The organism is Rhodococcus sp. DMU1 (assembly GCF_012272955.1).
Taxonomy (GTDB): Bacteria; Actinomycetota; Actinomycetes; order Mycobacteriales; family Mycobacteriaceae; genus Rhodococcus; species Rhodococcus aetherivorans.
This window is the reverse complement of the sequence record NZ_CP050952.1, coordinates 698,043-722,380: the sequence shown is the minus strand read 5'-3', so window position 1 is coordinate 722,380 and position 24,338 is coordinate 698,043. Positions and strand designations below refer to the sequence as shown.

General features: G+C 69.9%; 26 protein-coding genes and 1 tRNA gene. 15 read left to right on the top strand and 12 right to left on the bottom strand.

Annotated features, from left to right (window positions below):
* Positions 1-97 precede the first annotated feature (97 nt).
* The gene (locus HFP48_RS03340) at positions 98-850 is read right to left on the bottom strand and encodes an oxidoreductase (protein WP_168579017.1); all 753 of its coding nucleotides are present in this window, start codon (positions 848-850) and stop codon (positions 98-100) included.
* A gap of 204 nt (positions 851-1,054) precedes the next feature.
* Between HFP48_RS03340 and acs the strand changes: the two genes are divergently transcribed.
* Entirely contained in the window at positions 1,055-2,992 is a 1,938-nt protein-coding gene (acs, locus tag HFP48_RS03335) for an acetate--CoA ligase (RefSeq protein WP_029547218.1), read from the top strand.
* Between the two features lie 71 nt (positions 2,993-3,063).
* Here the strand turns inward: acs and HFP48_RS03330 are convergent, their stop codons facing one another.
* Entirely contained in the window at positions 3,064-4,437 is a 1,374-nt protein-coding gene (locus HFP48_RS03330) for an MFS transporter (RefSeq protein ID WP_006945544.1), read from the bottom strand.
* Positions 4,438-4,633: 196 nt separating this feature from the next.
* Between HFP48_RS03330 and nhaA the strand changes: the two genes are divergently transcribed.
* Genes nhaA through HFP48_RS03315 form a run of 3 tightly spaced genes read left to right on the top strand, consistent with a single transcriptional unit; the run spans position 4,634 to position 7,301 of the window.
* Entirely contained in the window at positions 4,634-5,851 is a 1,218-nt protein-coding gene (nhaA, locus tag HFP48_RS03325) for a Na+/H+ antiporter NhaA (protein WP_168579016.1), read from the top strand.
* The gene (locus HFP48_RS03320) at positions 5,848-6,348 is read left to right on the top strand and encodes a phage holin family protein (protein WP_006945547.1); all 501 of its coding nucleotides are present in this window, start codon (positions 5,848-5,850) and stop codon (positions 6,346-6,348) included. The genes nhaA and HFP48_RS03320 overlap by 4 nt, the downstream gene beginning before the upstream one ends.
* A gap of 8 nt (positions 6,349-6,356) precedes the next feature.
* Positions 6,357-7,301 (top strand): alpha/beta hydrolase, encoded by a 945-nt coding sequence (locus HFP48_RS03315; RefSeq protein ID WP_006945554.1) that lies wholly within the window; start codon positions 6,357-6,359, stop codon positions 7,299-7,301.
* 12 nt (positions 7,302-7,313) lie between these two features.
* Here HFP48_RS03315 and HFP48_RS03310 read toward each other — a convergent pair whose 3' ends face one another.
* From HFP48_RS03310 to nth, 4 genes are read right to left on the bottom strand one after another with little or no spacing between them, the layout of a single operon-like run.
* A complete protein-coding gene (locus HFP48_RS03310) occupies positions 7,314-8,504 on the bottom strand; it encodes a MarP family serine protease (protein ID WP_006945555.1) in 1,191 nt (396 codons plus the stop codon).
* Complete coding sequence (locus HFP48_RS03305) at positions 8,501-9,199, bottom strand: CoA pyrophosphatase (RefSeq protein WP_050034517.1); 699 nt, start codon at positions 9,197-9,199, stop codon at positions 8,501-8,503. The genes HFP48_RS03310 and HFP48_RS03305 overlap by 4 nt, the downstream gene beginning before the upstream one ends.
* The gene (locus tag HFP48_RS03300; protein WP_246872512.1) at positions 9,196-9,852 is read right to left on the bottom strand and encodes a TlpA disulfide reductase family protein; all 657 of its coding nucleotides are present in this window, start codon (positions 9,850-9,852) and stop codon (positions 9,196-9,198) included. Before HFP48_RS03300 ends, HFP48_RS03305 begins: the two co-directional genes overlap by 4 nt.
* 4 nt (positions 9,853-9,856) lie before the next feature.
* Entirely contained in the window at positions 9,857-10,651 is a 795-nt protein-coding gene (nth, locus tag HFP48_RS03295; RefSeq protein ID WP_037201375.1) for an endonuclease III, read from the bottom strand.
* A 72-nt stretch (positions 10,652-10,723) separates the two neighbouring features.
* On the opposite strand from nth, the gene HFP48_RS03290 reads away from it, so the two are divergent.
* Complete coding sequence (locus HFP48_RS03290) at positions 10,724-10,993, top strand: hypothetical protein (RefSeq protein WP_029547213.1); 270 nt, start codon at positions 10,724-10,726, stop codon at positions 10,991-10,993.
* A 198-nt stretch (positions 10,994-11,191) separates the two neighbouring features.
* On the top strand, positions 11,192-11,866 hold the full coding sequence (locus tag HFP48_RS03285) for a Crp/Fnr family transcriptional regulator (protein WP_003935274.1): 675 nt from the start codon (positions 11,192-11,194) through the stop codon (positions 11,864-11,866).
* Between the two features lie 62 nt (positions 11,867-11,928).
* Here the strand turns inward: HFP48_RS03285 and HFP48_RS03280 are convergent, their stop codons facing one another.
* The 3 genes from HFP48_RS03280 to HFP48_RS03270 form a co-directional block, all read right to left on the bottom strand.
* Positions 11,929-12,717, bottom strand: a complete 789-nt coding sequence (locus HFP48_RS03280) for an MBL fold metallo-hydrolase (protein ID WP_168579015.1) — start codon at positions 12,715-12,717, stop codon at positions 11,929-11,931.
* Between the two features lie 67 nt (positions 12,718-12,784).
* Positions 12,785-13,264 carry a RidA family protein gene (locus HFP48_RS03275; RefSeq protein ID WP_006945565.1) on the bottom strand — a complete coding sequence of 160 codons (480 nt, stop codon included), beginning with the start codon at positions 13,262-13,264 and terminating at the stop codon, positions 12,785-12,787.
* A gap of 5 nt (positions 13,265-13,269) precedes the next feature.
* Positions 13,270-13,434, bottom strand: a complete 165-nt coding sequence (locus HFP48_RS03270) for a DUF4177 domain-containing protein (protein WP_006945567.1) — start codon at positions 13,432-13,434, stop codon at positions 13,270-13,272.
* A 42-nt stretch (positions 13,435-13,476) separates the two neighbouring features.
* On the opposite strand from HFP48_RS03270, the gene HFP48_RS03265 reads away from it, so the two are divergent.
* Both HFP48_RS03265 and HFP48_RS03260 read left to right on the top strand, forming a co-directional pair.
* Positions 13,477-14,490 (top strand): ArsA-related P-loop ATPase, encoded by a 1,014-nt coding sequence (locus HFP48_RS03265; protein WP_029547211.1) that lies wholly within the window; start codon positions 13,477-13,479, stop codon positions 14,488-14,490.
* Positions 14,487-15,626 (top strand): ArsA family ATPase, encoded by a 1,140-nt coding sequence (locus tag HFP48_RS03260; protein ID WP_029547210.1) that lies wholly within the window; start codon positions 14,487-14,489, stop codon positions 15,624-15,626. Before HFP48_RS03265 ends, HFP48_RS03260 begins: the two co-directional genes overlap by 4 nt.
* 25 nt (positions 15,627-15,651) lie before the next feature.
* Here the strand turns inward: HFP48_RS03260 and HFP48_RS03255 are convergent, their stop codons facing one another.
* Positions 15,652-15,975, bottom strand: a complete 324-nt coding sequence (locus HFP48_RS03255; protein WP_026137870.1) for a WhiB family transcriptional regulator — start codon at positions 15,973-15,975, stop codon at positions 15,652-15,654.
* Positions 15,976-16,276: 301 nt separating this feature from the next.
* Between HFP48_RS03255 and HFP48_RS03250 the strand changes: the two genes are divergently transcribed.
* On the top strand, positions 16,277-18,628 hold the full coding sequence (locus tag HFP48_RS03250; protein WP_161996315.1) for a transglycosylase domain-containing protein: 2,352 nt from the start codon (positions 16,277-16,279) through the stop codon (positions 18,626-18,628).
* Between the two features lie 43 nt (positions 18,629-18,671).
* Here the strand turns inward: HFP48_RS03250 and HFP48_RS03245 are convergent, their stop codons facing one another.
* Positions 18,672-19,148: a GatB/YqeY domain-containing protein gene (locus tag HFP48_RS03245; RefSeq protein WP_168579014.1), complete on the bottom strand. Its 477-nt coding sequence runs from the start codon at positions 19,146-19,148 to the stop codon at positions 18,672-18,674.
* A gap of 65 nt (positions 19,149-19,213) precedes the next feature.
* Here HFP48_RS03245 and HFP48_RS03240 point away from each other — a divergent pair, with 65 nt between their 5' ends.
* From HFP48_RS03240 to HFP48_RS03230, 3 genes are all read left to right on the top strand, one after another.
* Positions 19,214-20,167 carry a metallophosphoesterase gene (locus tag HFP48_RS03240; RefSeq protein WP_065923089.1) on the top strand — a complete coding sequence of 318 codons (954 nt, stop codon included), beginning with the start codon at positions 19,214-19,216 and terminating at the stop codon, positions 20,165-20,167.
* A gap of 54 nt (positions 20,168-20,221) precedes the next feature.
* Positions 20,222-20,295, top strand: a tRNA-Pro gene (locus tag HFP48_RS03235).
* 196 nt (positions 20,296-20,491) lie between these two features.
* Entirely contained in the window at positions 20,492-20,962 is a 471-nt protein-coding gene (locus tag HFP48_RS03230) for a DUF5994 family protein (protein WP_029547207.1), read from the top strand.
* A gap of 20 nt (positions 20,963-20,982) precedes the next feature.
* On the opposite strand, the gene HFP48_RS03225 is transcribed toward HFP48_RS03230, so the two are convergent.
* Positions 20,983-21,705: a TetR/AcrR family transcriptional regulator C-terminal domain-containing protein gene (locus tag HFP48_RS03225; RefSeq protein WP_029547206.1), complete on the bottom strand. Its 723-nt coding sequence runs from the start codon at positions 21,703-21,705 to the stop codon at positions 20,983-20,985.
* A 115-nt stretch (positions 21,706-21,820) separates the two neighbouring features.
* On the opposite strand from HFP48_RS03225, the gene HFP48_RS32045 reads away from it, so the two are divergent.
* The 3 genes from HFP48_RS32045 to HFP48_RS03215 all read left to right on the top strand — a co-directional run bounded on the left by HFP48_RS32045 (position 21,821) and on the right by HFP48_RS03215 (position 24,335).
* Positions 21,821-21,949, top strand: coding sequence for a hypothetical protein (locus tag HFP48_RS32045; RefSeq protein ID WP_268256881.1), 129 nt, complete (start codon positions 21,821-21,823; stop codon positions 21,947-21,949).
* A gap of 66 nt (positions 21,950-22,015) precedes the next feature.
* Positions 22,016-23,257: a fatty acid desaturase gene (locus HFP48_RS03220; RefSeq protein ID WP_168579013.1), complete on the top strand. Its 1,242-nt coding sequence runs from the start codon at positions 22,016-22,018 to the stop codon at positions 23,255-23,257.
* Positions 23,258-23,309: 52 nt separating this feature from the next.
* Positions 23,310-24,335, top strand: a complete 1,026-nt coding sequence (locus HFP48_RS03215) for an iron-siderophore ABC transporter substrate-binding protein (RefSeq protein ID WP_168579012.1) — start codon at positions 23,310-23,312, stop codon at positions 24,333-24,335.
* Positions 24,336-24,338 lie beyond the last annotated feature (3 nt).

The window sequence follows — 24,338 nt, the reverse complement described above, 5'->3', positions numbered from 1 at the left end:
GCGGGCGACGCCACCGAAGTCATTCGGCGACGTCGCCCGCTTACATGTGGTCACCTGCATGAAAATCGGTGACACGCAAGACGATTCACGCTCCGGATCATCCTCCGGCGAAGGCGTCCGCGATCGATGTCGCCTCGCGCGCGCCCGCTTCCAGCCCGCCGCAGCAGAAGACGATCCAACCCCCGACGCCCTCCGCGGTGCCCGACTCGAAGCCCGCGAGCCCGTCGCGGTAGGCCTGGGCGCGACGCATCCAGCTCACCTCGGGAACACCGAGATTGTGCACGTCCAGCCCGCTCGCGACCGACACGAGGCGGGACGCCGCCCGGGCGATCACGCCGTCGGCGACACCGAACGGGCGCAGCACCGCCAGCTCGCCGTGCACCACCGCGGCCAGCACCGGCGCCGGCGCCCGGGTGCCTCCGGTCACCAACTGGGCGAGCGCGTCGAGCCGCTCCCCCACGCCCGGTTCCGTGCGAGGCCGGCCCAGCGCCTCCGACTCGTCGACGAGGTCGGCCGCCGCGAGCAGGTGCAGGCGCGCAAGGGCCTGCAGGGGCGCGCGCTGCCAGGTGGACACCATGACGGCCAGGCCGTCGCCGTCGAGCGCCTGCGCCACCCGCAGCGCACCGGAGAGGATCGGATCACCCGCCTCCCCCGGCGGCGGCAGCTCCATCGATCCGCCGTCGAGCGCGGCGGAGGCCCGGGCCGCCCGAACCGACGCCTCGGCGGCGGTGTTCGGCCAGCCGCGCCGGTTGGTCCTGTGCCGGTGCACCTCGGCGAGGGCATCGCGCGCCCGGTCCGCGGCATCGCGCACTCCGGGCAGGTCGAGCAGGGGCTGCAAGGGGTCGGTCACGGCATCCGACGGTACCGGCTGTTGCCGACCACCCGCGCCCGCGGTTCCACTGGCCGCGGAGGCCGACCGCCCGTCGCGCGGGACCGACCGATTGTCGAAAGTGACCAGGTTGCAGCCGGATGCAACGGTGCGATGTCGGTCACAGGTGACTACCCTCACAGGTGCCCGAACTGTTTGGACCGACCGGAAAGAGGCCCCGCAACCATGACGAGCGCAGCGCAGGACCACGAACAGCAGGTGTACCCACCGAGCCCCGAGTTCGTCGCCACCGCCAACGCCGGTCCCGAGTTGCAGGCCGCCGCAGACGCCGACCGGCTCGGATTCTGGGCGACGCAGGCGCAGCGGCTGGACTGGGCCACCGAGTGGTCCGAGGTGCTGGACTGGTCCGACGCGCCGGTGGCGAAGTGGTTCGTCGGCGGGCAGCTCAACGTCGCCTACAACTGCGTCGACCGGCATGTCCTCGCCGGCAACGGCGACCGCGTCGCCATCCACTTCGAGGGCGAGCCCGGCGATTCGCGCGCGCTGACCTACAACGATCTGCTCGCCGAGGTGTGCAAGGCGGCGAACACCTTCACCGACCTGGGCCTGGTCGCCGGCGACCGGGTCGCGATCTACATGCCGATGATCCCCGAGGCGATCGTGGCGATGCTGGCTTGCGCCCGCCTCGGCCTGACCCACTCGGTGGTCTTCGCCGGGTTCTCCTCGCACGCGCTGCGCTCGCGCATCGACGACGCGCAGGCCAAACTCGTCGTCACCGTCGACGGGCAGTGGCGCCGCGGTCAGGCCGCCCCGCTCAAGCCGGCCGCCGACGAAGCTGTCGCCGATGCGGCGTCGGTGCAGCACGTGCTGGTGGTCAAGCGCACCGGCATCGACGTCGACTGGACCGAGGGACGCGATCTGTGGTGGCACGAGACGGTCGACAAGGCCTCCGCCGAGCACGAGGCGCAGCCGTTCGACGCCGAGCACCCGCTGTTCATCCTCTACACCTCGGGCACCACCGGTAAGCCCAAGGGCATCATCCACACCTCCGGGGGCTACCTGACGCAGGCCTCCTACACCCACCACTACGTGTTCGACCACAAGCCCGGCCGCGACGTGTACTGGTGCACCGCCGACATCGGCTGGGTCACCGGGCACAGCTACATCGTGTACGGGCCGCTGAGCAACGGCGCGACCCAGGTCGTCTACGAGGGCACCCCGAACTCGCCGAACGAGCACCGGCACTTCGAGATCATCGAAAAGTACGGGGTGAGCATCTACTACACCGCCCCGACCCTGATCCGCACCTTCATGAAGTGGGGCCGGGACATCCCCGACGCGCACGACCTGTCCTCGATCCGGCTGCTGGGCTCGGTCGGCGAGCCGATCAACCCCGAGGCGTGGCGCTGGTTCCGGGAGGTCATCGGCGCCGGCCAGGCCCCGATCGTCGACACCTGGTGGCAGACCGAGACCGGCGCGATCATGATCTCCCCGCTGCCGGGGATCACCGCCACCAAGCCGGGCTCGGCGATGGCGCCGTTGCCCGGCATCTCCGCCAAGATCGTCGACGACAACGCCGTGCCGCTGGGGGCCGGCGGCAACGGCTACCTGGTGCTCGATCAGCCGTGGCCGTCGATGCTGCGCGGCATCTGGGGCGACATGGACCGCTACAAGGACACCTACTGGTCCCGGTACGCCGAGGAGGGCTGGTACTTCGCCGGCGACGGCGCCCGCTACGACGAGGACGGGGCCCTGTGGGTCCTCGGCCGCGTCGACGACGTCATGAACGTCTCCGGACACCGGATCTCGACCTCGGAGGTCGAATCCGCGCTCGTCGGGCACCCGGCCGTCGCCGAGGCCGCCGTCGTCGGTGCCGCCGACGAGACCACCGGCCAGGGCATCGTCGCGTTCGTCATCCTGCGCGAGGGCGTGACCAACACCGGCGATCAGCTCATCACCGAGCTGCGCAACCAGGTCTCCACCGAGATCTCCCCGATCGCCAAGCCCCGGCAGATCTCGATCGTGCCGGAACTGCCCAAGACCCGCTCCGGCAAGATCATGCGCCGCCTGCTGCGCGACGTCGCCGAGGGTCGCGAGCTCGGCGACACCTCCACCCTGGTCGACCCGAAGGTCTTCGAGGCGATCCGCGCCCAGGGCAAGTAGGCAGCGGAGCTGCCGGTGCGTCCTTCGGGTTGTCGTAGCCGCCCGAAGGACGCACCGGCCGCGAAGCGGCCCTACACCTCCTCGAGGTGGCGGTCCTTGGTCTCGTGCATCACGAGCAGCGCGACGAAGGTCAGCGCGGCGGCCACCAGCAGGTACACACCCACCCAGCCGACGCCGTAGGTGGTGGCGAGCCACGTCGCGATGAACGGGGCGACGGCCGCGCCGAGGATGCTCGAGACGTTGTAGGCGATGCCCGAACCGGTGTAGCGCACGTTGGTCGGGAACAGTTCGGGCAGCACCGCGCTCATGGGGCCGAAGGTGAAGCCCATGAGGATCATGCCGATGATCAGGAACAGGAGCATGCGCGGTTCGCTCATGCCCTCCGGGGCGAGCAGGATCCCGAAGGTCAGGCCGAACACCATGATGGTTCCGGTGATGACCAGCAGCGTGATGCGGCGGCCGTGGCGATCGGCGAGACGACCGGACACCGGGATCGCGGCCGCGAAGAACAGCACGGCGACGAGTTGGAGCACCAGGAAGTCCGAGTACTGGAAGCCGGCGCCGGTGCCGCCCTGGGCGGGGGTCTTGCCGGTGCCGTGGCTGAGCACCCAGGTCGTCATGATGTAGAAGAGGGTGTACGTCGCGAGCATCACGAAAGTGCCGATGATCAGCTGACGCCAGCTCGTCCTGAACACCTCGGCCAGTGGCGTCTTGACCTTCTTGCCCTCGGCGACGGCCTGGGCGAACACCGGGGTCTCCTCCAGCTTGAGCCGCACGTAGAGGCCGATGATCACCATCACGGCGCTGAGCAGGAACGGGATCCGCCAGCCCCACGTCAGGAACGCGCTGCCCAGGTCGGGGTCGGCGTTGTCGTGGTTCAGGAACAGCGTGATGATCAGGAACAGGCCGTTGGCCAGGAAGAATCCGATCGGCGCGCCCAACTGGGGCCACATGGCGGCCCAGGCCCGCTTGCCCTTCTCGGCGGTCTCGGTGGCCAGCAGCGCCGCGCCGCTCCATTCGCCGCCGAGGCCGAGGCCCTGGCAGAAGCGCATCAGTGCGAGCAGTGCGGGGGCCAGCAGTCCCACCTGGTGGTACGTGGGCAGGATTCCGATGAGGAACGTCGCGATGCCCATCGTCAGCAGCGAGCCGACGAGGGTGGCCTTGCGGCCGATGCGGTCCCCGAAGTGGCCGAACAGGATCGAGCCGACCGGCCGGGCGACGAACGCGAGGCCGAACGTCGCGAGCGAGGCGAGCAGGGCGGTGGTGCCGTTGCCCTTCGGGAAGAACAGGTGCGGGAACACCGACACGGCGGCGGTCGCATAGATGTAGAAGTCGTAGAACTCGATCGAGGTGCCGACGGTGCTCGCGACGATGATGCGGCTGCGCGGTACTCCCGCGACCAGCGATCCGTCCCGGCCGGCGGTGTTGTCGAGGGAAGTGCTCACGAAACCAGCTCCAGAGAATCACATGATGGGAATCGATCCCAGTTGCTAGGAAAGTGAACACTTCCTTTCCCGAGCGAATCAAATCGGACATCGGTCGTCCGGGTCGGCGACGGCTACGATTCGTGCCGGGATACGCCGGGACGCCCGTTCGGCGGCGCTCCCCGCGTACCCCGAATTCGCGAATCGAAAGGCCTTCGTGAACCAGCCACTGCGCTCGGAACTCACCCGGTACCTGCGTACCGAGACCGTCGGTGGCGCGATCCTCCTGGTCGCCGCCGCCGTGGCCGTGCTGTGGGTCAATTCCCCGCTCGGACCCGCCTACGAGGCGCTGCGCGACTTCCCCTTCGGGCCGGAATCACTGCACCTGAACCTCACCGTCGGCACCTGGGCGCAGGACGGCCTGCTCGCCGTGTTCTTCTTCGTCGCCGGACTCGAACTCAAACGCGAGCTGGTCGTCGGTGAACTGGCGGACCGTAAGAGAGCCCTGCTGCCGGTCATCGCCGCGTGCGGCGGCGTGCTGCTCCCGGCGCTCATCGCCGCCGCGGTCGGGTGGGGCAGCCCGGGCATGGACCGCGGCTGGGCGATCCCCGTCGCCACCGACATCGCTTTCGCACTCGGAGTCCTCGCCCTTACCGGTTCCCGCATCCCCACCGGCGCGCGCGTCTTCCTGCTCAGCCTCGCCGTCGTCGACGACCTCATCGGCATCGCATTGATCGCCGTCCTGTTCACCACGTCCATCGCGGCACTGTGGCTGCTCGGGACCGTCGCGTGCGCTGCCGCCTACTGGTACGCCCAGCACAAGCGGATCACGACCTCGTGGCTGTATGTCCCACTGGCGCTGCTCACCTGGTACGGCATGCACGAGGCCGGCATCCACGCCACCATCGCGGGCGTCGTACTGGGCCTGCTCACCCGCGTCCGCACCGACCCGGGCGAGCGGCAGGCACCGGCCGAACGGCTCGCCCACGACATCCAGCCCTGGTCCGCCGGCCTGTGTGTGCCCCTGTTCGCGCTGTTCGCCTCCGGCGTCCCCATAAACGGTGAGGTCCTCGGTGACGTGTTCACCAGCCCGGTGGGCCTGTCCGTCCTGCTGGGCCTGCTGATCGGCAAGACCGTCGGCATCTTCGGCGCGTCCTGGCTCGCGATCCGCGTGGGCGTGGCCACCAGGCCGACCGGGCTGGCGTGGCAGGACCTGCTGGCACTCGCCGTGCTCGGAGGCATCGGATTCACCGTGAGCCTGCTCATCGCCGACCTCTCGCTCGCCGGTATCGACGGCGGGGCGCCCGCGGAGATCGCGAAGGCGTCCGTCCTCGTCACGTCACTGATCGCCTCGGTGCTGGGATCGACGCTACTGTTACGGCGTGGGCGAGCCCACCGTAGTCAATACGAACCAACTGGAGGGGTCGACAATTGAGCGTGACGAACGGGAACCGGAAGCAGGGTGACGGGGTACCGACGAGCATCTCGTCCATTCCGCTGACCGAGGTGCGCGCCCGCACTCCTCAGGAAGCGAGCATCGGAGACCTGGTCCGCGATGCCACGGCACAGGTCTCGACGCTGTTCCGCGCCGAGGTCGAACTCGCCAAGGCCGAGGTCACCGGGGAGGTGAAGAAGGGCCTGCAGGGCAGCCTGTTCTTCATCCTGGCCTTCGCGGTCCTGGTGTTCAGCTCGTTCTTCTTCTTCTTCTTCCTCGCCGAACTGATCGACATCTGGACGCCCCGCTGGCTGGCGTTCCTGATCGTCTTCCTCATCATGGTCGTGGTCACGGCGATCTTCGCCCTGATCGGCTACCTGCGGGTGCGCAAGCTGCGCGCCCCGGAGAAGACCATCGACTCGCTCAGGCAGGCCCGTACCGTCCTGCCGCAGCAGCACGACGCGGAGCCGGCACCGGGCCCCCGGCACGCGCGCTGACCCTCCACATGCAGGGCACCGTGTCCCTCCCCGATCCGTCCACGGTCCGGTACCCCGGGCCGTGGACGCACCGCGACATCCACGCCAACGGCATCCGCCTGCACGCCGTCGAGGCCGGCCCGTCCGGCCCCGACGCGCCGCTGGCGCTGTTCCTGCACGGGTTCGCCGACCTGTGGTGGTCGTGGCGCCACCAGCTCACCGCCTTCGCGGACGCCGGATACCGCGCCGTCGCCGTGGACCTGCGCGGCTACGGTGACTCCGACAAGCCGCCGCGCGGCTACGACGGCTGGACCCTGTCGGGCGACGTCGCCGGCCTCATCCGCGCCCTCGGCTGCTCCGAGGCGACGCTGATCGGACACGCCGACGGCGGGCTGGTGTGCTGGGCGACGGCCGTGCTGCACCCGCGGCTCGTCCGGGCGATCGCCCTCGTGGACTCGCCGCACCCGATCTCGCTGCGGGACGCGGCGCTGCACGACCGCGCGCAGCGGTCGGCGCTGCTGCCCACGTTCCTCGCCTACCAGGTGCCGTGGCGGCCCGAACGCAAGCTCGTGCGCGACGACGGGTGGGAGATCGAACGACTGCTGCAGGCCCGTTCCGGCGCGCGGTGGCAGCAGTCGGACGAATTCCGGGAGGTCGCGGAGCGGATGCGGTCGGCCATCCGGATTCCCGGCACCGCGCACTGCACGCTCGAGTACCAGCGCTGGGCGTTCCGCAGCCAATGGCGGCCGGACGGACGCCGGTTCATGGCCGCAATGGACAAGACGCTGACCCTGCCGGTCCTGCAACTGCACGGCACGCTGGACCCGTACGTGCTGCCGGCGACCGTGCGCCGGTGCGTCCGCCACGCTCCGGGCCGGAAACTGCTCATGATCGACGACGCCGGGCACTACGCCCACCAGGAATGCGCCGACGACGTGACCGCCGCGCTGCTCGACTTCGCCGCCGGACTGTAGGGACGCCCCGGCTCAGGCGATGCACGTACCCGTCGCCACCGCCGCGAAGGAATCGTCGGCCAGCTCCAGCTGACTGCTCACCTCCGCCGCGGTCAGCACGAACCCGGTATCGCTGTTGTCCACGGCCGCGCCGAACACGACGCCGAGCACCCGGCCCTGATCGTCGACGAGCGGCCCGCCGGAGTTGCCCTGACGAATCGAACCGCGGACGGTGTACACCTCCCGTTCGACGGTGCCGGAGCGGTAGATGTCCGGCCCCTGCAGGTCGAGTGTCTCCCGGATCCGTGCGGCGCTCGCCGTGTACGGGCCCCCGCCGGGATATCCGAGGACGAGGGCGTCCTGACCCGAATCGGCGGGCGCGGGCGCGAACGCGAGCGGCGCCACGTCGAGTCCCGGCACCGAGAGGATCGCGACGTCGACGGCGGGATCGAAGAGCACGACCTCGGCGTCGAGCGCCCCACCGAGCGTCTCCACCGACACCGCCGACGTGCCGGCGACGACGTGCGCGTTGGTCATGACGCGTTCGGGCGCGACGACGAACCCGGATCCCTCGAGCGCACGCTGGCAGCTCGGCGCGACGCCGTTGATGCGCAGCACACTCGGGTGCAGGTCGAGCGCGACGGGACTGGCGAGCACGCTCGGGTCCGGCGGCTCCACCTCGGTGATGGGCGTGCGGCCGAACGGCCCGATCACCTCCGGCAGGCCCGAGGTGTCGAGCAGCGCCGAGAACTCCTTGGGGACGCCGCGCAGCCAGTCCGGGGCCAGCACGTCGACCGTGGCCAGCACCCGGGAGCCGCGTACGGCGGCCGAGATCTCCGGTTGCGACGACGCGGTGAGCGGAATCGCGAGCAGCCACGCCGCGACCAGCACCGCCACGGCCTGCAGACCGGCCCCGACCACGCTGTCGACGCCCCGCGCGACGGGGCTGTGCATGTTGCTCCGTGCCGCCCGGCCGAGCACCATGCCCGCGACCTCGCCGATGATGACGAGCACGACGATGAGCGCAATCCCGGCGAGGATCCGCATCCGTCCCTCCTCGACGTGCACGAGCACGTGCGGGGCGATGAGGATGCCGGCGACCGCGCCGAGCACCACGCCGAGGAACGCCAGCGCAGACGCCACCGCGCCCTGTCGCAGGCCCGACGACGCGGCCACGAGCACGACCAGCAGGATGAGCACGTCGATCCATCCGGACGGTGTCACGGTTCGACCACCCCTGTCTCGAGCTCGGCGAGCGTGACCTCGAAGTCACGGATGTCGGTGTGGTCCCACTCGATCTCCCAGCCCGACACCGCGAACAGGCCCGCCAGGATCCCCGCCGTGAACCCCCACACGAGCATGTCGTCCACGAGGAAAGCCGGTCCCTGGTAGCCGCGCTCGTGCCGGATCTGGAAGCGGTTGTCCGGATCGAGCAGGTCGTGCAGAGAGACCCGCACCACCCGGACGGCCTCGCGGGGATCGACCACCCCGATGGGGGTGGGCTTCTCCCAGAAGGCGACCACCGGGGTGACGTCGAACCCCGACGGTGGGATGAAGATCTCGGGCAGCACCGTCAGCGGACGGACGCCGGCGGGGTCGAGGCCCGTCTCCTCCTGCGCCTCGCGCAGCGCGGTCGCGATCGGGCCGCCGTCCTCCGGGTCGGCGGCGCCACCCGGGAAGGCGACCTGCCCGCTGTGCTGACGCATCGTCGGCGCCCGCTGGGTGAGCAGGACATCCGCGTCGGCGGGCAGACCGCCCCGCGCGAGGGGATCGGGTTCGGACGAGCCACCGAACAGCACGAGCACGGCCGCCGGACGGACGGTGAACCCGTTCGGTGCGCGGCGGTCGAGCACCGGGTTGACCTGGTGCGGATCGCTCGGCGCCACGGTGGACACGCGGCGCAGCCAGTACGGCGTCATACCTTCACCCCCAGGTGGTTCTCCACGGCTGCGGCGACGTCGTCGGCGCTGCGGAACGGCTGAGGCAGCACCTTCGCGACGGAACCGTCGGGCCGGATCAGCACCGTCACCGGCAGCACGGGTGGCGACTGCACCGCTGCCTGCATGCGCGCGGACCCGTCCTGCACCCCCGGCAGCCGTACGGCGTACTCGGCGAGCCGGGACAGGGCGTTGGCCTCGTTGGGGTCGGTGTGGACGGTGACGACCGCAACCGCGTCACCGGCACGCTGCGCGTACTCCTGCAGGTAGGGCAGTTCCTCGGCGCACGGCCCGCACCACCAGGCCCACAGGTTCACCAGCGCGGGCCGGCCCGCGAGCGCGGCGGCCAGATCGACGCTGCTGCCGTCGCCGAGGCACTCGAACCGCAACCCCGCGAGGGGCCCGGCCCCGTTCCCGGCCGGGGCCGGGCAGGGCTCGAGCGCCGCCGCGGCACGCAGCGGCGCGAGGGATTCGGGGGTGTCCTGGGCGCGGCGGTCCACCGGCGCCGCGGTCGGGCGACCACCGTCGGCGGCCGGCGCCGGGTCGTCGGCGTCGCGGGGCCAGATCGCGACGATCAGGGCCACCACGACGACGAGGGCCACCAGGCTCCAGCGGCCTGCGCGGGTCAGTTGCACCGGGTCACCGTCCGGCCAGTTCGAGCAGGTGCTCGGTCTCCGGTCCCTTCACCAGCGCGGCGGCGGTCACGGGGTCGGTGGGTCCGATGCCGTAGGACGGGCAGTCCTTGGCCAGCACGCAGATGCCGCAGGCGGGTTTGCGGGCGTGGCAGACGCGCCGGCCGTGGAAGATCACCCGGTGCGAGAGCAGGGTCCATTCCTTGCGGTCGACGAGCGCGCCGACGGCGTGTTCGATCTTGACGGGGTCGGTTTCCTCGGTCCACTTCCAGCGGTGCACGAGACGCTGGAAGTGGGTGTCGACGGTGATGCCGGGGATGTCGAACGCGTTGCCGAGGACCACGTTGGCAGTCTTGCGGCCGAATCCGGGAAGTGTGACGAGATCCTCGAGGCGGCGCGGTACCTCGCCGTCGAACCGCTCGAGCAGGGCCTGTCCGAGGCCGATCAGGGAGTTGGCCTTGTTGCGGTAGAAACCGGTGGGCCGGATGTACTCCTCGAGCTCGGCCCGGTCGGCCTCCGCGTAGGCGCGGGCGTCCGGGTAGCGGGCGAACAGGGCCGGGGTGACCTGGTTGACCCGCACGTCGGTGCACTGCGCGGACAGGATCGTGGCGACCGCCAGCTCGAGCGGCGTGGTGAAGTCGAGTTCGCAGTACACGTGGGGGAACGCCTCGGCGAGCCGCCGGTTCATGCGGCGGGCCCGCCGCACCAGGGCGAGCCTGCTCTCGGGTTTCCGCTCGCCTCCGGACACGCGTCGTCGGCGCACGTCGGGACTCTCGGACGGGGTCGCATGCACCTGCTCCACTGTACGTACCCGGCCGGTCGCGGATTCGGCGCTGTGTCGCTTCTGAGACCTTTCTTGTGTTTACTTCCCGGTATGCAAGCTCTTGCTGTCGTACTCTTCCCCGTGCTGCTCATGCTGTTCGCATTGGCGATGGAGCGGGTCGAGTCCCGGCTGAGCCGTCTGTCCGTTCGCCAGCAGGAGGTCGAGGAGTTCCTCGACAAGGCGAGCCACGACGACGTCGCCACCCTGGCCAGGGAGGGATTCCCCCACGCTCTCGCCCGGTTCCACCGCCGTCGGCGGCGGGTCCTCGTCATGGAGCTCGACGATGCGGAGTCCGACATGGGAGCGCGCCGCGCGAGCTGATTTCGGGACGCATCGGTAGGATGCGTGGGCGTTGCTGCAGGAACGGCACGGCAGCTGTCGTGGTGTCAATCACTCATGCCGAGTGCGCGCACAGTAGACTTCGTTTCCGTACGCGTTGCAGGTGGCCTGTCCGGGCGCCCGTGGACGTCGTGCAGACCCGGCAGCATGACGACGAGAATTTTCCCCAAAGGAGCGCACGTGGACGACGTCCTGGCCAGAGCAGGCATCTTCCAAGGAGTCGAACCCTCGGCGGTTGCGGCGCTGGTCAAAGAGCTTCAGCCGGTCGATTTCCCCCGCGGACATGTCATCTTCAACGAGGGTGAGCCGGGCGACCGCCTGTACATCATCGTCTCCGGCAAGGTGAAGCTCGGCCGCCGCTCGCCGGACGGCCGCGAGAACCTGCTGACCATCATGGGCCCGTCCGACATGTTCGGTGAGCTGTCGATCTTCGACCCGGGCCCGCGTACCTCCACCGCCACGACCGTGACCGAGGTCCGGGCCGTGAGCATGGACCGCGACGCCCTCAAGGCCTGGATCGACCAGCGCCCGGAGATCGCGGAGCAGCTGTTGCGCGTGCTCGCGCGCCGTCTGCGCCGCACCAACAACAACCTGGCCGACCTGATCTTCACCGACGTGCCCGGTCGCGTCGCGAAGGCTCTGCTGCAGCTCGCGCAGCGGTTCGGCACCCAGGAGGCGGGCGCGCTGCGCGTCACGCACGACCTGACCCAGGAGGAGATCGCACAGCTCGTCGGCGCCTCCCGCGAAACCGTGAACAAGGCGCTCGCCGACTTCGCGCACCGCGGCTGGCTGCGGCTCGAGGGCAAGAGCGTGCTCATCTCCGACTCGGAGCGCCTCGCCCGCCGCGCGCGGTAACACCCGTTCCACGAATCGAGGCCGGTGCATCGTCGATGCACCGGCCTCGATCGTTCGGGAGGTCAGGCGAAGCTGCGCAGGTACTCGAGCTGGACGTTGACCGACTTCTCCGCGACCGGCCATAGCGACGGGTCCACGTCGGCATACACGTGCTCGACGACGGACCGCGGCGTGGCGTCGTCCCCCAGCACCCGCAGCGCGGCCCGCACCTGGTCGAGCCGCTCCTCCCGATGGTCGAGGTAGCCGCGGGCGATGGTCTCCAGGTCGGGCAGGTCCGGTCCGTGCCCGGGCAGAACGGTGTAGCCGGCGCCGAGGTCGATCAGCCGGCGCAGCGACCCGAGGTAGTCCCCGAGGTCGCCGTCGAAGTCGTCGAGGACGGTGGTGCCCCGACCGAGGATGGTGTCGGCGGTGAGCACGCTGCGGTCGTCCTCGAGGACGAAGGACAGCGAGTCCGCCGTGTGACCCGGCGTGGCGAGTACCCGGATACGCAGTCCGGCCGCCTCGATCACCTCGCCGTCGGCCAGGCCCGCTCCCCCGCCGTGCCGGTGCCGGGCGTCCACGGCCCGCACCGCGCTGCCGGTGAGTTCGGCGAACCGTCCGGCGCCGTCGGTGTGGTCGCCGTGCCGGTGGCTGACCAGGGTCAGCGCCACGGGCACCCGGGCGACGCGCGCGAGGTGCGCCTCGTCGAGCGGGCCCGGATCGACCACGACGCACTCGTCGCTGCCGGGCGCCCGCAGGATCCAGGTGTTGGTGCCGTCGAGCGTCATCATCGACGGGTTCTCCGCCAGCACCACCGCGGCATTGGCGGTGACCTGTCGCAACTGCGCGTACGCGGGGTGAACCAGCGTCATGATCCGGCCTCCTCCGTCGGAAGGTGTGGGGTGCGTCCCACTCTAGATCCGGCTCACCCCGCGCCCGTCAGCGCACCTCGGCGATGATCTCGACCTCGACGGGAGCGCCGAGCGGCAGTTCGGCCACGCCGACGGCGGAGCGGGCGTGCACGCCCGCCTCCCCGAACACCTCACCGAGGAGTTCGGACGCGCCGTTGATCACACCCGGCTGGCCGGTGAAGCCCTCCGCCGAGGCGACGAAGCCCACGACCTTCACGATGCGGACGAGGTTGTCGATGCCGACGAGGCCGTCCAGCGCGGCCAGCGCGTTGAGCGCGGCGATACGCGCCGCGGACTTGGCGGCCTCGGCCGAGACGTCGGCGCCCACCTTGCCGACGAGACCGAGCGTGCCGTCGACGAACGGCAGCTGCCCCGAGGTGTAGACGTGGTCACCGGTGCGGACGGCGGGAACGTAGGCGGCGACGGGTGCCGCCACCGGCGGCAGGCTCAGACCCAGTTCGGCGAGCCGCGCCGTCCAGGTCCGCCCCGCGGAATCCTCTGCTGCCACGCGGCTCAGCCCTTCGGGCGCTTGAGGTAGGCGACGTGCTGCTCGCCGGTGGGTCCCGGGAGCACCGACACGAGTTCCCAGCCGTCGGCTCCCCACGTGTCCAGGATCTGCTTCGTGGCATGGGTCAGCAGGGGCACCGTCGCGTACTCCCACGTTGTCAATTCGCTCATGTCTCGACCCTATATGCGCACCGGACTTATAGGCTCGACGTCGTGGCATCAACGACTGCTGAACACGACGTCTGGCCGGCGAAGGCCGCGCAGGCGCGGCTGCACTTCGTCTCGGGCAAGGGCGGTACCGGTAAGTCGACCGTCGCGGGGGCGCTGGCCCTGGCCCTGGCGGCGGGCGGCCGCAAGGTGCTGCTCGTAGAGGTCGAGGGACGGCAGGGCATCGCGCAGCTGTTCGACGTGCCGCCGCTTCCGCCGGTCGAGACCAAGATCGCCACGACGGACAGCGGCGGCGCCGTGTATGCCCTCGCCATCGACATCGAGACGGCCTTCCTCGAGTACCTGGACATGTTCTACAACCTCGGGTTCGCGGGACGGGCGATGCGCCGGATCGGTGCGATCGAGTTCGCGACCACGCTGGCGCCGGGCCTGCGGGACGTGATCCTCACCGGCAAGATCAAGGAGACCGTGGTGCGTACCGACCGCACCGGCGAACCCGTGTACGACGTGGTCGTGGTGGACTCCCCGCCGACGGGACGCATCGGCAGCTTCCTCGACGTGACCAAGGCGATGGCCGACCTTGCCAAGTCGGGTCCGATCCGGTCGCAGAGCGAGGGTGTGGTGCGGCTGCTGCACTCCGACGAGACGATGGTCCACCTGGTCACGCTGCTCGAGGCGCTGCCGGTCCAGGAGACCGCCGACGCGGTGGCCGAGCTGCTCGCGGCGGACCTGCGGCTGGGCACGGTGATCGTCAACCGCACCGCCCCCGACTTCCTGCCCGAGGAGATGGTCGACGAGGCCGCCGCCGGCCGGATCGACGCGGAGGCGGTACGCGAGGGGCTCGACCGCGCCGGGGTCGCCCTCGGCGACGAGGACTTCGCGGGTCTGCTGACCGAGACGATCGAGTACGCATCCACCCTGCAGGCGCAGCAGGTCAGCGCCGCCCAACTCGACGAGGTGAACGTGGCACGAATGCATCTGCCCGCGCTGGCGGACGGCGTGGATCTCGGCGGGCTGTACGAACTCGCCGAGCAGCTCGGTGAACAGGGCGTGCGGTGACCGCGCCGCGGGCGCACCACGCGCCCCCGCTCGACGTCCGATCCATCCTCGCCGACCCCTCGTCGCGCATCATCGTGTGCACCGGCGCGGGCGGGGTCGGCAAGACGACGACCGCGGCGGCGCTGGCCCTGCGTGCGGCCGAGCAGGGCCGCAACGTCGTGGTGCTGACGATCGATCCGGCTCGGCGGCTGGCACAGGCGCTGGGCGTGCAGGCCCTCGACAACAGCCCGCAACTCGTGCAGCTGGGGCCGGACGCGAAGGGCGAGCTGCACGCGATGATGCTGAACATGCGCCGCACCTTCGACGACATGGTGCTCGAGCACTCGGCACCGGACAAGGCGCAGCAGATCCTCGACAACCCCTTCTACCAGACGGTGGCCTCGTCGTTCTCCGGCACGCAGGAGTACATGGCGATGGAGAAGCTCGGGCAGCTCGCGGCGAGCGACACGTGGGATCTGATCGTGGTCGACACCCCGCCGTCGCGGAACGCGCTGGACTTCCTCGATGCACCGCAGCGGCTCGGGGCGTTCCTGGACGGCCGGATGATCCGGTTGTTCACCGCGCCGGGCCGCGGGCTCGGGCGGCTGGTCACGGGCGCGATGGGCCTGGCCCTGAAGGCGGTCTCCACGATCGTCGGCAGCCAGATGCTCTCGGATGCCTCGGCTTTCGTGCAGTCACTCGATTCGATGTTCGGCGGGTTCCGGGAGCGGGCCAACCGCACGTACCAGTTGCTGCAGCAGCCGGGCACCCACTTCATGGTGGTGGCCGCGGCCGAACCGGATGCGCTGCGCGAGGCGTCGTTCTTCGTCGAGCGGCTCTCCGAGGACCGCATGCCGCTCGCGGGTCTGATCCTCAACCGCACGCATCCCACGCTGTGCCCGCTGCCGGCCGACCACGCCCTGACCGCGGCGGATCTGCTCGAGGAGCAGGGCCGGAAGGAGAGCGCGCCGGCCGAGGCCGTGCTCCGGGTCCATGCTCATCGGGCGGTGACGGCGAAGCGGGAGCTGCGGCTGCTGGCCCGGTTCACGAGTGCGCACCCGCGGGTTCCGGTCGTCGGCGTGCCGTCGCTGCCGTTCGAGGTCTCGGACCTCGACGGGCTGCGCGCCGTCGCCGATCAGATGACCCGCGAGGCGTAACCTCGCGGGTCTCGGGGGTGCGCGGTCAGACGGCGTTCTGGTGCTGACGCTGCGCTTCGAAGAAGTCGGCCCAGGAGTCGACTTCGGGGTGCTGCTTGAGCAGCGCCCGGCGCTGACGTTCGGTCATTCCGCCCCACACGCCGAATTCGACGCGGTTGTCGAGGGCGTCGGCGCCGCACTGCAGCATCACCGGGCAGTGCCGGCAGATGACTGCGGCCTTGCGCTGGGCGGCGCCGCGGACGAACAACTGATCGGGGTCCACTTCACGGCATCGGGCTTTCGATACCCATGCGATGCGTGCTTCTGCTTGGTCTACGTCGAGCCGGGCCATCGGGGTGGTCATGTGCATTCAGTTGCCCCTTACTCTCCGAACGCCGTGTCACGGGGTCCTGGAAGGCGCGCAGAATCGGCGGCGTAGCACGACGGATCTGCACCACATTCCTATTCAGGTGTTATCTGCATCACACTGAGGACTCAATCTAGGTAAAGACTTCCCCGGATGCAAGGTGGAGAAACACTTTTCTGGTACGCCCGTGCATCACTGCACGTCGGAGGGCTTTTGCCAGCGCAACGCGCACACGGGAACGCGTGCGCCGGGGTCTGCGCCCCGGGGTGGCACGTACTGTGTAGGCGTGTCGATCGGAAAAACGGTGGCGAAGCTCGCAGGATGCACGGCACTGGGCGGAGTCCTGCTGGCCGGTGTGATGTTCCCGGCGGCCGGAGGCTTCGGCTACGTGTCGAACCGCGCCGCGGACACGGTGGACAACAGTTCCGCCGAACTCGTCGAGGGTGTGGTGCCGGCGGTCACCACGATGACCGATGCGGCGGGCACCCCCATCGCCTGGCTCTACGACCAGCGCCGGTTCGAGGTGCCGAGCGACCAGATCTCCAACGAGATGAAACTGGCCATCGTCTCCATCGAGGACAAGCGCTTCGCCGAACACCAGGGCGTGGACTGGCAGGGCACGATCCGCGCCTTCCTCACCAACACCACCAGCGGTCAGGTCGAGCAGGGCGCGTCCACGATCGACCAGCAGTACGTGAAGAACTACCTGCTCCACGTGGTCGCCAAGACCGACGCCGAGCGGCGCGCGGCGATCGAGACGACGCCCGCGCGCAAGATCCGGGAGATCCGGATGGCGCTGACGCTCGACGACGAGCTGACCAAGGACGAGATCCTCACCCGCTACCTGAACCTCGTGCCGTTCGGGAACGGGTCCTTCGGCGTGCAGGACGCCGCCCAGACGTACTTCGGCATCGACGCGAAGGATCTGAACGTCACCCAGTCCGCGATGCTCGCCGGCATGGTGCAGTCCAGCTCCGCACTGAACCCGTACACCAATCCGGACGGCGTGCTGGCGCGACGCAACGTCGTGCTCGACACGATGATCCAGAACATCCCCGAGCGCGCCGCCGAGATCCGGGCCGCGAAGGAGCAGCCGCTCGGCGTCCTGCCCGAGCCGAAGACCCTGCCGCGCGGCTGCATCGCGGCGGGCGACCGCGGGTTCTTCTGTGAGTACGCCCTGCAGTACCTGGCCGAGGCCGGGTTGTCGCGCGAGCAGATCGACAAGGGCGGGTACCTGATCCGCACCACGCTCGACCCCGAGATCCAGGGCTCGGTCAAATCGTCGCTGGACAAGTTCACCAGCCCGACCGTCGACGACGTCGCGACGGTGATGAACGTGATCCGGCCCGGGGAGGATTCGCACCGCGTCCTGGCGATGGGGTCGAGCCGCGTGTACGGCCTCGACGGCGGGGCCTCGCAGACAGTGCAGCCGCAGCCGTACTCGCTGACCGGTCACGGCGCCGGCTCGGTGTTCAAGATCTTCACCGTCGCCGCGGCGATGGAGAAGGGCCTCGGCACCAGCGCCGTGCTGGACGTGCCGTCCCGCTACAACGCCCGCGGCCTCGGCGACGGCGGTGCCCCCGGATGCCCGCCGGCCACCTACTGCGTCGAGAACGCCGCACCGTACCCGGCGAAGCTGTCGGTGCCGGACGCGCTCGCACAGTCCCCCAACACCGCCTTCGTCAAGCTGATCGAGGCCACCGGTGTGGACGCGGTCGTCGACATGTCGGTGCGGCTGGGCCTGCGCTCGTACGCGCAGCCCAACACGTCCGGCTTCGGCGAGCAGAGCATGGTCGACATGCAGAAGGCCCAGCACCTCGGCTCGTTCACGCTCGGCCCCACCTGGGTGAACCCGCTGGAGCTGTCGAACGTCGCCGCCACGCTGGCCTCGCACGGCAAGTGGTGCCCGCCGACGCCGATCGACGCCGTGTTCGACCGCGACGGCAAGCCCGTGCCGATCACCCAGCAGGCGTGCGAGCAGGTCGTCGAACCGGGGCTGGCCGACACCCTCGCCACCGCCCTGAGCAAGGACACCGCGGGCGGTGGTACGGCGTCCGGTGCGGCCGGATCGGTGGGCTGGAACCTGCCGGTGGCGGCGAAGACCGGAACGACCGAGTCGCACATGTCGTCGGCGTTCGTCGGGTTCACGAACAACCTGGCCGGGGCGGTCTACACCTACGGCGACTCCCCCACGCCGGGGCAGATCTGCAGCGGACCCGTGCGCCCGTGCTCCGACGGCAATCTGTTCGGCGGCACCGAGCCGGCCCGCACCTGGTTCACGGCACTGCTGCCCGTCGCGAACAAGTTCGGGCCCACCGAGTTGCCGCCCGCGGACCAGAAGTACGTGCGCGGCGCCGGCAATGCCCAGGTGCCCAACGTCGTGGGTCTGAACCGTCAGCAGGCGAGCCAACGGCTGATCGACGCCGGCTTCCAGGTGACGGAGACGACGGTCAAGGCGGAGGGCCGCAGCGGCACCGTCGCCTCGGTCTCCCCGTCCGGGTCGGCCGTCCCGGGGTCCACGGTGACGATCTTCGTCAGCGACGGCTCGGTGCGCGCCGCGCCACCGAGCCCGAGCGCGACCCCCGGCCGACCGACCGAGAGCCAGGTGCCGGACACGACGGTGCCAGCCGCGCCGGCACCCATCCCGGGACGATGACCGTCACCCGTCCGGTCGCGCGACGACCGGACGGGGTCTTCGGCTACAGGCGCGACTTGACGGCGGCGGACAGACGCTTGCCGTCGGCCTTCCCGGCGGCGATCTCGGTCGCGGCCTTCATGACCTGACCCATCTGCCGCGGCCCGGGCCGCTCCCCGATCTCCTCGGCGACCTGCGCGATGGCGGTATCCGCGACGTCGGCCAGCTCGGCGTCGGTGAGCGGCGTCGGCAGGTACTCGTCGATGATGCGGGCCTCGGCGTGCTCCTTGGCCGCCAGTTCGCCGCGACCGTTCTCGGTATACACCTCGGCAGCCTCGCCGCGCTTCTTCGCCTCGCGCGCGAGCACCTTCACGACGTCCTCGTCGGTGAGCTCGCGCGCCTGCTTGCCGGCGACCTCCTCGGTCTGGATCGCGGCAAGCAGCATGCGCAGCGTGGTGATCCGCAGCGGATCCTTGTCCTTCATCGCGGCCGTGAGGTCGGCGCGGAGCGTGGACTTGAGCGAGGACGTGGTGTCGGACATGCCTCGACGCTACGCGGCGCCCCGCGAACCCGTGCGCGGACGAGCCCCGGCGGTACGCTGGAGACGTGCCAGACGTTCCCACTCTTCGACGTGCCGCGATCGGTGCGGCCGGTGCCGCCGCCCTGGGCCTCGGCTATGCGACGCTCATCGAGCGCAACGCCTTCGCCCTGCGGGAGGTGACGCTCCCGGTCCTTGCACCGGACGCCTCGACGCTGCGCGTGCTGCACCTGAGCGACATCCACATGACGCCCGGGCAGCGGCTCAAGCAGAACTGGCTCCGCGAACTCGATCGCCTCGAACCCGACCTCGTGGTCAACACCGGCGACAACCTTGCGCATCCGAAGGCTGTGCCCGCCGTCGTGCAGGCGCTCGGCGGTCTGCTCGCCCGGCCGGGGCTGTTCGTCTTCGGCAGCAACGACTACTTCGGGCCCCGGGTGAAGAACCCGCTGAAGTACTTCGACCGCGACCACGAGCGCGTACACGGCGTGCCGCTGCCCTGGAGCGATCTGCGCGCCGCGTTCAGCGAGCGCGGCTGGCTCGACGTCACGCACGTGCACCGCGAACTCGAGATCGCCGGGGTGCGCATCAGCGCGGCCGGTGTCGACGACCCGCACATCGACCGGGACCGGTACGACACCGTCGCGGGTCCGGCGAACCCGGTGGCGGATCTGCGGCTGGGGCTGACCCACTCACCCGAGCCGCGCGTGCTGGACCGGTTCGCGGACGACGGCTACGACCTCGTGCTGGCGGGCCACACCCACGGGGGCCAACTGTGCCTGCCGCTGGTCGGCGCGCTGGTGACCAATTGCGGGCTGGACCGGTCGCGGGTCAAGGGCGTGTCGCGCTGGGGCTCGCACATGCGGTTGCACGTGTCGGCGGGCATCGGCACGTCGCCGACGGCCCCCGCCCGGTTCTGGTGCCGGCCCGAGGCGACGCTGCTGACGCTGATCCCGGCCCCCCGCGAGCAGGCTCGCAGCACCGCGGACGCGGGCACCCGGAGCACGTTTTCACCGCACTGACCAGGCGATTTAACCGTCACCCCGATCGTGCTGTAAGCTAACCGAGGTTCGAAACGGGGTGTGGCGCAGCTTGGTAGCGCGCTTCGTTCGGGACGAAGAGGTCGTGGGTTCGAATCCCGCCACCCCGACTCGTGAAGGACCTGATCGGGGCCCCTTCTCCATCCGGAGAAGGGGCCCCGATCCCGTTCTCCGGGTCTCGGCACGACGCGCCCGACGCGATCGTGACGTACGGTGAGCAGACCGGCACGTTTCCCGCCTCGAGCGCCCGGCTCGACGCCTCCCGGTGACAAGTCGGCCTCCTCGAGGCCGCGCAAGGAGCGTCTCATGACGCACAACCACGCCATCACCCACAGCAACGGGAATCGCTCCGGCCCTCCCGAGCGCCCCCTACCGTCGCGACGCCCCCCTGCTCGATTTCCCACACCGACCCAGACTCCCCGCTTCCTGCTCCGGCCGAACTCGGCACCACCGTCCTCGATCGACGGCTCGTGGTTCCCGTGGACCGCGAACCTCACCGATGAGCTGGACGACCTGATCTCCGCGCTCACCCTGCGACTCGGCCCCGTTGCCCGGGTCTGCTTCGACTGGAACGCCCTGCAGATATCGCGAAAGCGAATCGACGAGTTCGACCTCGACTCCGGCGGTATCGCACTGCGCGAGCCGGCACCCGGACAACCACCGCACACGATGTACTTCCTCGGATGCAACGGCACCCAACTCGTGCTGGTACTCCTGCACCCCGACACCGAACCGGATCACGCCTACGGCATCATGCGCACGTTGGCGGATTCGTAGGTCCGGCCGGCGCCGGCGGCTCATCCGGAAGGCCGACCGTCCCCGGAGTCCAGTATTGCCCTGAGGCCGGAAAAGAGGAGGTCGAGGCCGCGTTCGAATTCGGCGGCGCCGTCGTAGGAGGCCAGTATCGGCGCGAGACTGCGCAGGAGAGGGAATTCGACGATCGGCAGGCGATGCAGTCCCAGGCGGAGCAGGTCGTCGGACTCCTCGGGACGCTCGACGAGTTCCTGCAGCTCGTCGAGGACGTGACCGTGGAGGAATCCGAACAAGGCCCGGTAGACGTGCAACGCATCGGCCGCGGAGAAGCCGGCCCGGGTGAGCAAGGTCAGGATGCCTTCGAGCGGACGCAGCGTGCCGAGCGGCCGCAGCGCGAGGGGTGTGGCCAGGGGGCGGGTGACCAGCAACGGAACCACGCGCGGGTGGTCGAGGGCAAGTTGACGGAAATCCCTTGCAACCGTGCGCAGTTGATCTTCCCAGTCACCGTCGCAGGGGTCGACGGCCAGTTGCCCGAGGACGATTTCGGCGACTCCGTCGAGGAGGGCGGCCTTGTTCGGCGCGTGACGGTAGAGGGTCATCGGATCCCGGCCGAGAGCCTTGCCGAGGCGGCGCATCGAAAGCCCCTCGACGCCGTCGCGATCGATGATCGCGAGCGCAGACGCAAGGATCAATTCCCGGGCTCGAGTGTTCCCGCCGGACCTGCCGTCGTCGGATCCGATCGAGCGGCCCGCGGGAACCTTCGGCATCACGGACTCCTCTCCGTTCGCCTCCATTGTAGCCCTATGTCGTATGTCTACAGTGTTGACACCTCGGGCGCTGCGGGTGTTGACTGGGTCTACACCCCAGGCCCCGGAGGCCGCCATGATCAACGTTCTGCGACCGAACCCCCTGCTCGCCGCCGTGATCGTCGGGCCCGGAGGGCCGAGCGACAGCGAGCGGGCACACGGCTCCACGGGGTACGCCGTGGCAGTCCGCCGCGACTACTACTGATTCAGTCCTGCCGTGCGGGGCCGAATCCGGCATCGCGCGTTGCGGACTCGATACGGAAAGAACACGATGGCGATCTCCGACATCAAGGAATATGCGCACCTCACCGCGGAAGACGTCGAGGCTCTGAGCAACGAGCTGAACGGGATCCGCCGGGATGTCACCGAGTCGCTCGGCGCGGCGGACGCCGCCTACATCCGGCGCGCGATCGCCTTCCAGCGTGCACTGGATGTCGCCGCGCGGCTGATGATATGCGCCAGCAAGGCGCCGGCCGTGTGGGTGCTGGGGGTGACGGCCCTCGCCGGGGCCAAGATCGTGGAGAACATGGAGATCGGCCACAACGTCTCGCACGGGCAGTGGGACTGGATGAACGACCCGGAGATCCACTCCACCACGTGGGAATGGGACATGGCCGGGCTCTCCTCACAGTGGCGGTACTCCCACAACTACCGCCACCACGTCTTCAACAACGTCGTAGGCATGGACGACGACCTCGGCTTCGGCGTCATCCGGATCACCCGCGACCAGCCTTGGCATCCGGGCAATCTGGCGCAACCGCTGCGAAACCTGCTGTTGGCAACCACATTCGAGTGGGGAATCGCACTGCACGGTCTGCACTCCGTGAACGAGCACGCCGGCAGCGCGGCCGAGAAGACCGACCACAACCGGGCACTGCTGGGAAAGGTTGTCCGCCAATCGCTCAAGGACTACCTGGTCTTCCCCGCCCTCAGCGGTCGTCGCTGGCGGCGCACCCTGACGGCCGGCCTGGCCGCGAATCTGCTCCGGAACCTGTGGTCGTACGTGGTGATCTTCTGCGGGCACTTTCCGGACGGCGCCGAGAAGTTCACCCTCGTCGAGCTCGAGCGCGAGACAAGGGCGGAATGGTATCTCCGGCAGATGCTCGGAAGCGCCAATTTCCACGCCGGTCCGGTGATGGCCTTCATGAGCGGTAACCTCTGCTACCAGATCGAGCATCACCTGTTCCCGGACCTGCCCAGCAACCGCTACGCAGAGATCTCCACGGAGGTCCGGGCGCTGTGCGAGAAGTACGATCTGCCGTACACCACCGGCTCGCTCGTCCGGCAGTACCTTCTGACGCTGCGCACGATCCACAAGCTCGCTCTGCCTGATCGATTCCTGCGCGCGACCTCCGATGACGCCCCGGAAACCGCCTCCGAACTGAAGTTCCGCTCCCCGACTACCGCGCCGGCCGTTCCGCCGGCAGCCCCGCGACCCGGCCGTCGGGCAGTTCTGCGGACCCTGCACATCGACCGGCGCAACCGCCGGCGAGGGACCCCGACAACGGGTTGATCCTCCCGGGGGTGGGGCCACGAAGGATATGAGGCAAGGATAGCCTGCCCTCATGCACAAGCTCAGACACCTCGGCCGCCTCACCGCCGCGGCCCTGCTCGTCACCTTCACCGTCGCGGCGTGCGGCGGCGCGGCCGAGTCGACCCGCGACACCGGCTCCGGCTCCGGCAACACCGACGTGGCCACCGGCGGCCGGCTGTTCGCCACCGCCGACGAGGAGACGGCGAAGCTCGGTAGCGAGGCGGAACCCGGCCGGTTCCCCCGCGTGGTCACCCACGCTCTCGGCGAGACGGAGATCGCGGCCAAGCCGCAGCGCGTCGTCGTGCTCGACGGCGGCGAACTCGACGACGTCCTCTCCCTCGGCCTCACACCCGTGGGCCTCGCGAGTCCCGAGGGCGCGGCGGAGCAGCCGTCGTACCTCGCGGACCGGCTCGCCGGTGTGGCCGACGTGGGCACGATCAACAACCTCGATCTCGAGGCCATCGGCGCGCTGCGGCCGGATCTGATTGTCGGCAGCAAGCTCCGCGCGGACAAGATGTACCCGCAGCTGTCCGCCATCGCCCCGACCGTGTTCTCGATCCGGCCCGGTTTCCCGTGGAAGGAGAATTTCCTGCTCGTCGCGGACGCGCTGGGCGAGGAGGAGAAGGCCGAGTCCGTCCTCAACGCCTACCAGACCCGCGCCGACGAGGTGCGGGACTCGATCCAGGGCGATCCGAGCATCTCGCTCGTGCGGTTCATGTCCGGCAAGATCCGCCTGTACGGGAACCTCTCGTTCATCGGCGTCATCCTGCAGGACGTCGGGCTGCGACGTCCGCCGGTCCAGGACATCGAGGAACTTGCGGCCGAGGTCAGCCCGGAAACGATCACGGAGGCGGACGGCGACCGGATCTTCTACTCGAGCTACGGCAGGGAAACCGACGAGGCGGCCGTCGTCGGCGGCCCGCTGTGGTCGAGCCTCACAGCCGTGCAGCAGGGGCGCGCCGTCGCGGTGAGCGACGAGACGTGGTTCCTCGCACTCGGCCCGACCGGCGCGATGCTCGTTCTCGACGACCTCGAGCGATTGCTCGCACGGCAGTAACCG

Bases quoted from the DNA above. Each gene is read 5' to 3' on its own strand.
- acs (WP_029547218.1), top strand. From the start codon at position 1,055: ATGACGAGCGCAGCGCAGGACCACGAACAGCAGGTGTACCCACCGAGC.
- HFP48_RS03315 (WP_006945554.1), top strand. From the start codon at position 6,357: ATGCAGGGCACCGTGTCCCTCCCCGATCCGTCCACGGTCCGGTACCCC.
- HFP48_RS03305 (WP_050034517.1), bottom strand. From the start codon at position 9,199: ATGACGCCGTACTGGCTGCGCCGCGTGTCCACCGTGGCGCCGAGCGAT.
- HFP48_RS03290 (WP_029547213.1), top strand. From the start codon at position 10,724: ATGCAAGCTCTTGCTGTCGTACTCTTCCCCGTGCTGCTCATGCTGTTC.
- HFP48_RS03280 (WP_168579015.1), bottom strand. From the start codon at position 12,717: ATGACGCTGGTTCACCCCGCGTACGCGCAGTTGCGACAGGTCACCGCC.
- HFP48_RS03270 (WP_006945567.1), bottom strand. From the start codon at position 13,434: ATGAGCGAATTGACAACGTGGGAGTACGCGACGGTGCCCCTGCTGACC.
- HFP48_RS03255 (WP_026137870.1), bottom strand. From the start codon at position 15,975: ATGCACATGACCACCCCGATGGCCCGGCTCGACGTAGACCAAGCAGAA.
- HFP48_RS03245 (WP_168579014.1), bottom strand. From the start codon at position 19,148: ATGTCCGACACCACGTCCTCGCTCAAGTCCACGCTCCGCGCCGACCTC.
- HFP48_RS03230 (WP_029547207.1), top strand. From the start codon at position 20,492: ATGACGCACAACCACGCCATCACCCACAGCAACGGGAATCGCTCCGGC.
- HFP48_RS03225 (WP_029547206.1), bottom strand. From the start codon at position 21,705: ATGCCGAAGGTTCCCGCGGGCCGCTCGATCGGATCCGACGACGGCAGG.
- HFP48_RS32045 (WP_268256881.1), top strand. From the start codon at position 21,821: ATGATCAACGTTCTGCGACCGAACCCCCTGCTCGCCGCCGTGATCGTC.
- HFP48_RS03220 (WP_168579013.1), top strand. From the start codon at position 22,016: ATGGCGATCTCCGACATCAAGGAATATGCGCACCTCACCGCGGAAGAC.
- HFP48_RS03215 (WP_168579012.1), top strand. From the start codon at position 23,310: ATGCACAAGCTCAGACACCTCGGCCGCCTCACCGCCGCGGCCCTGCTC.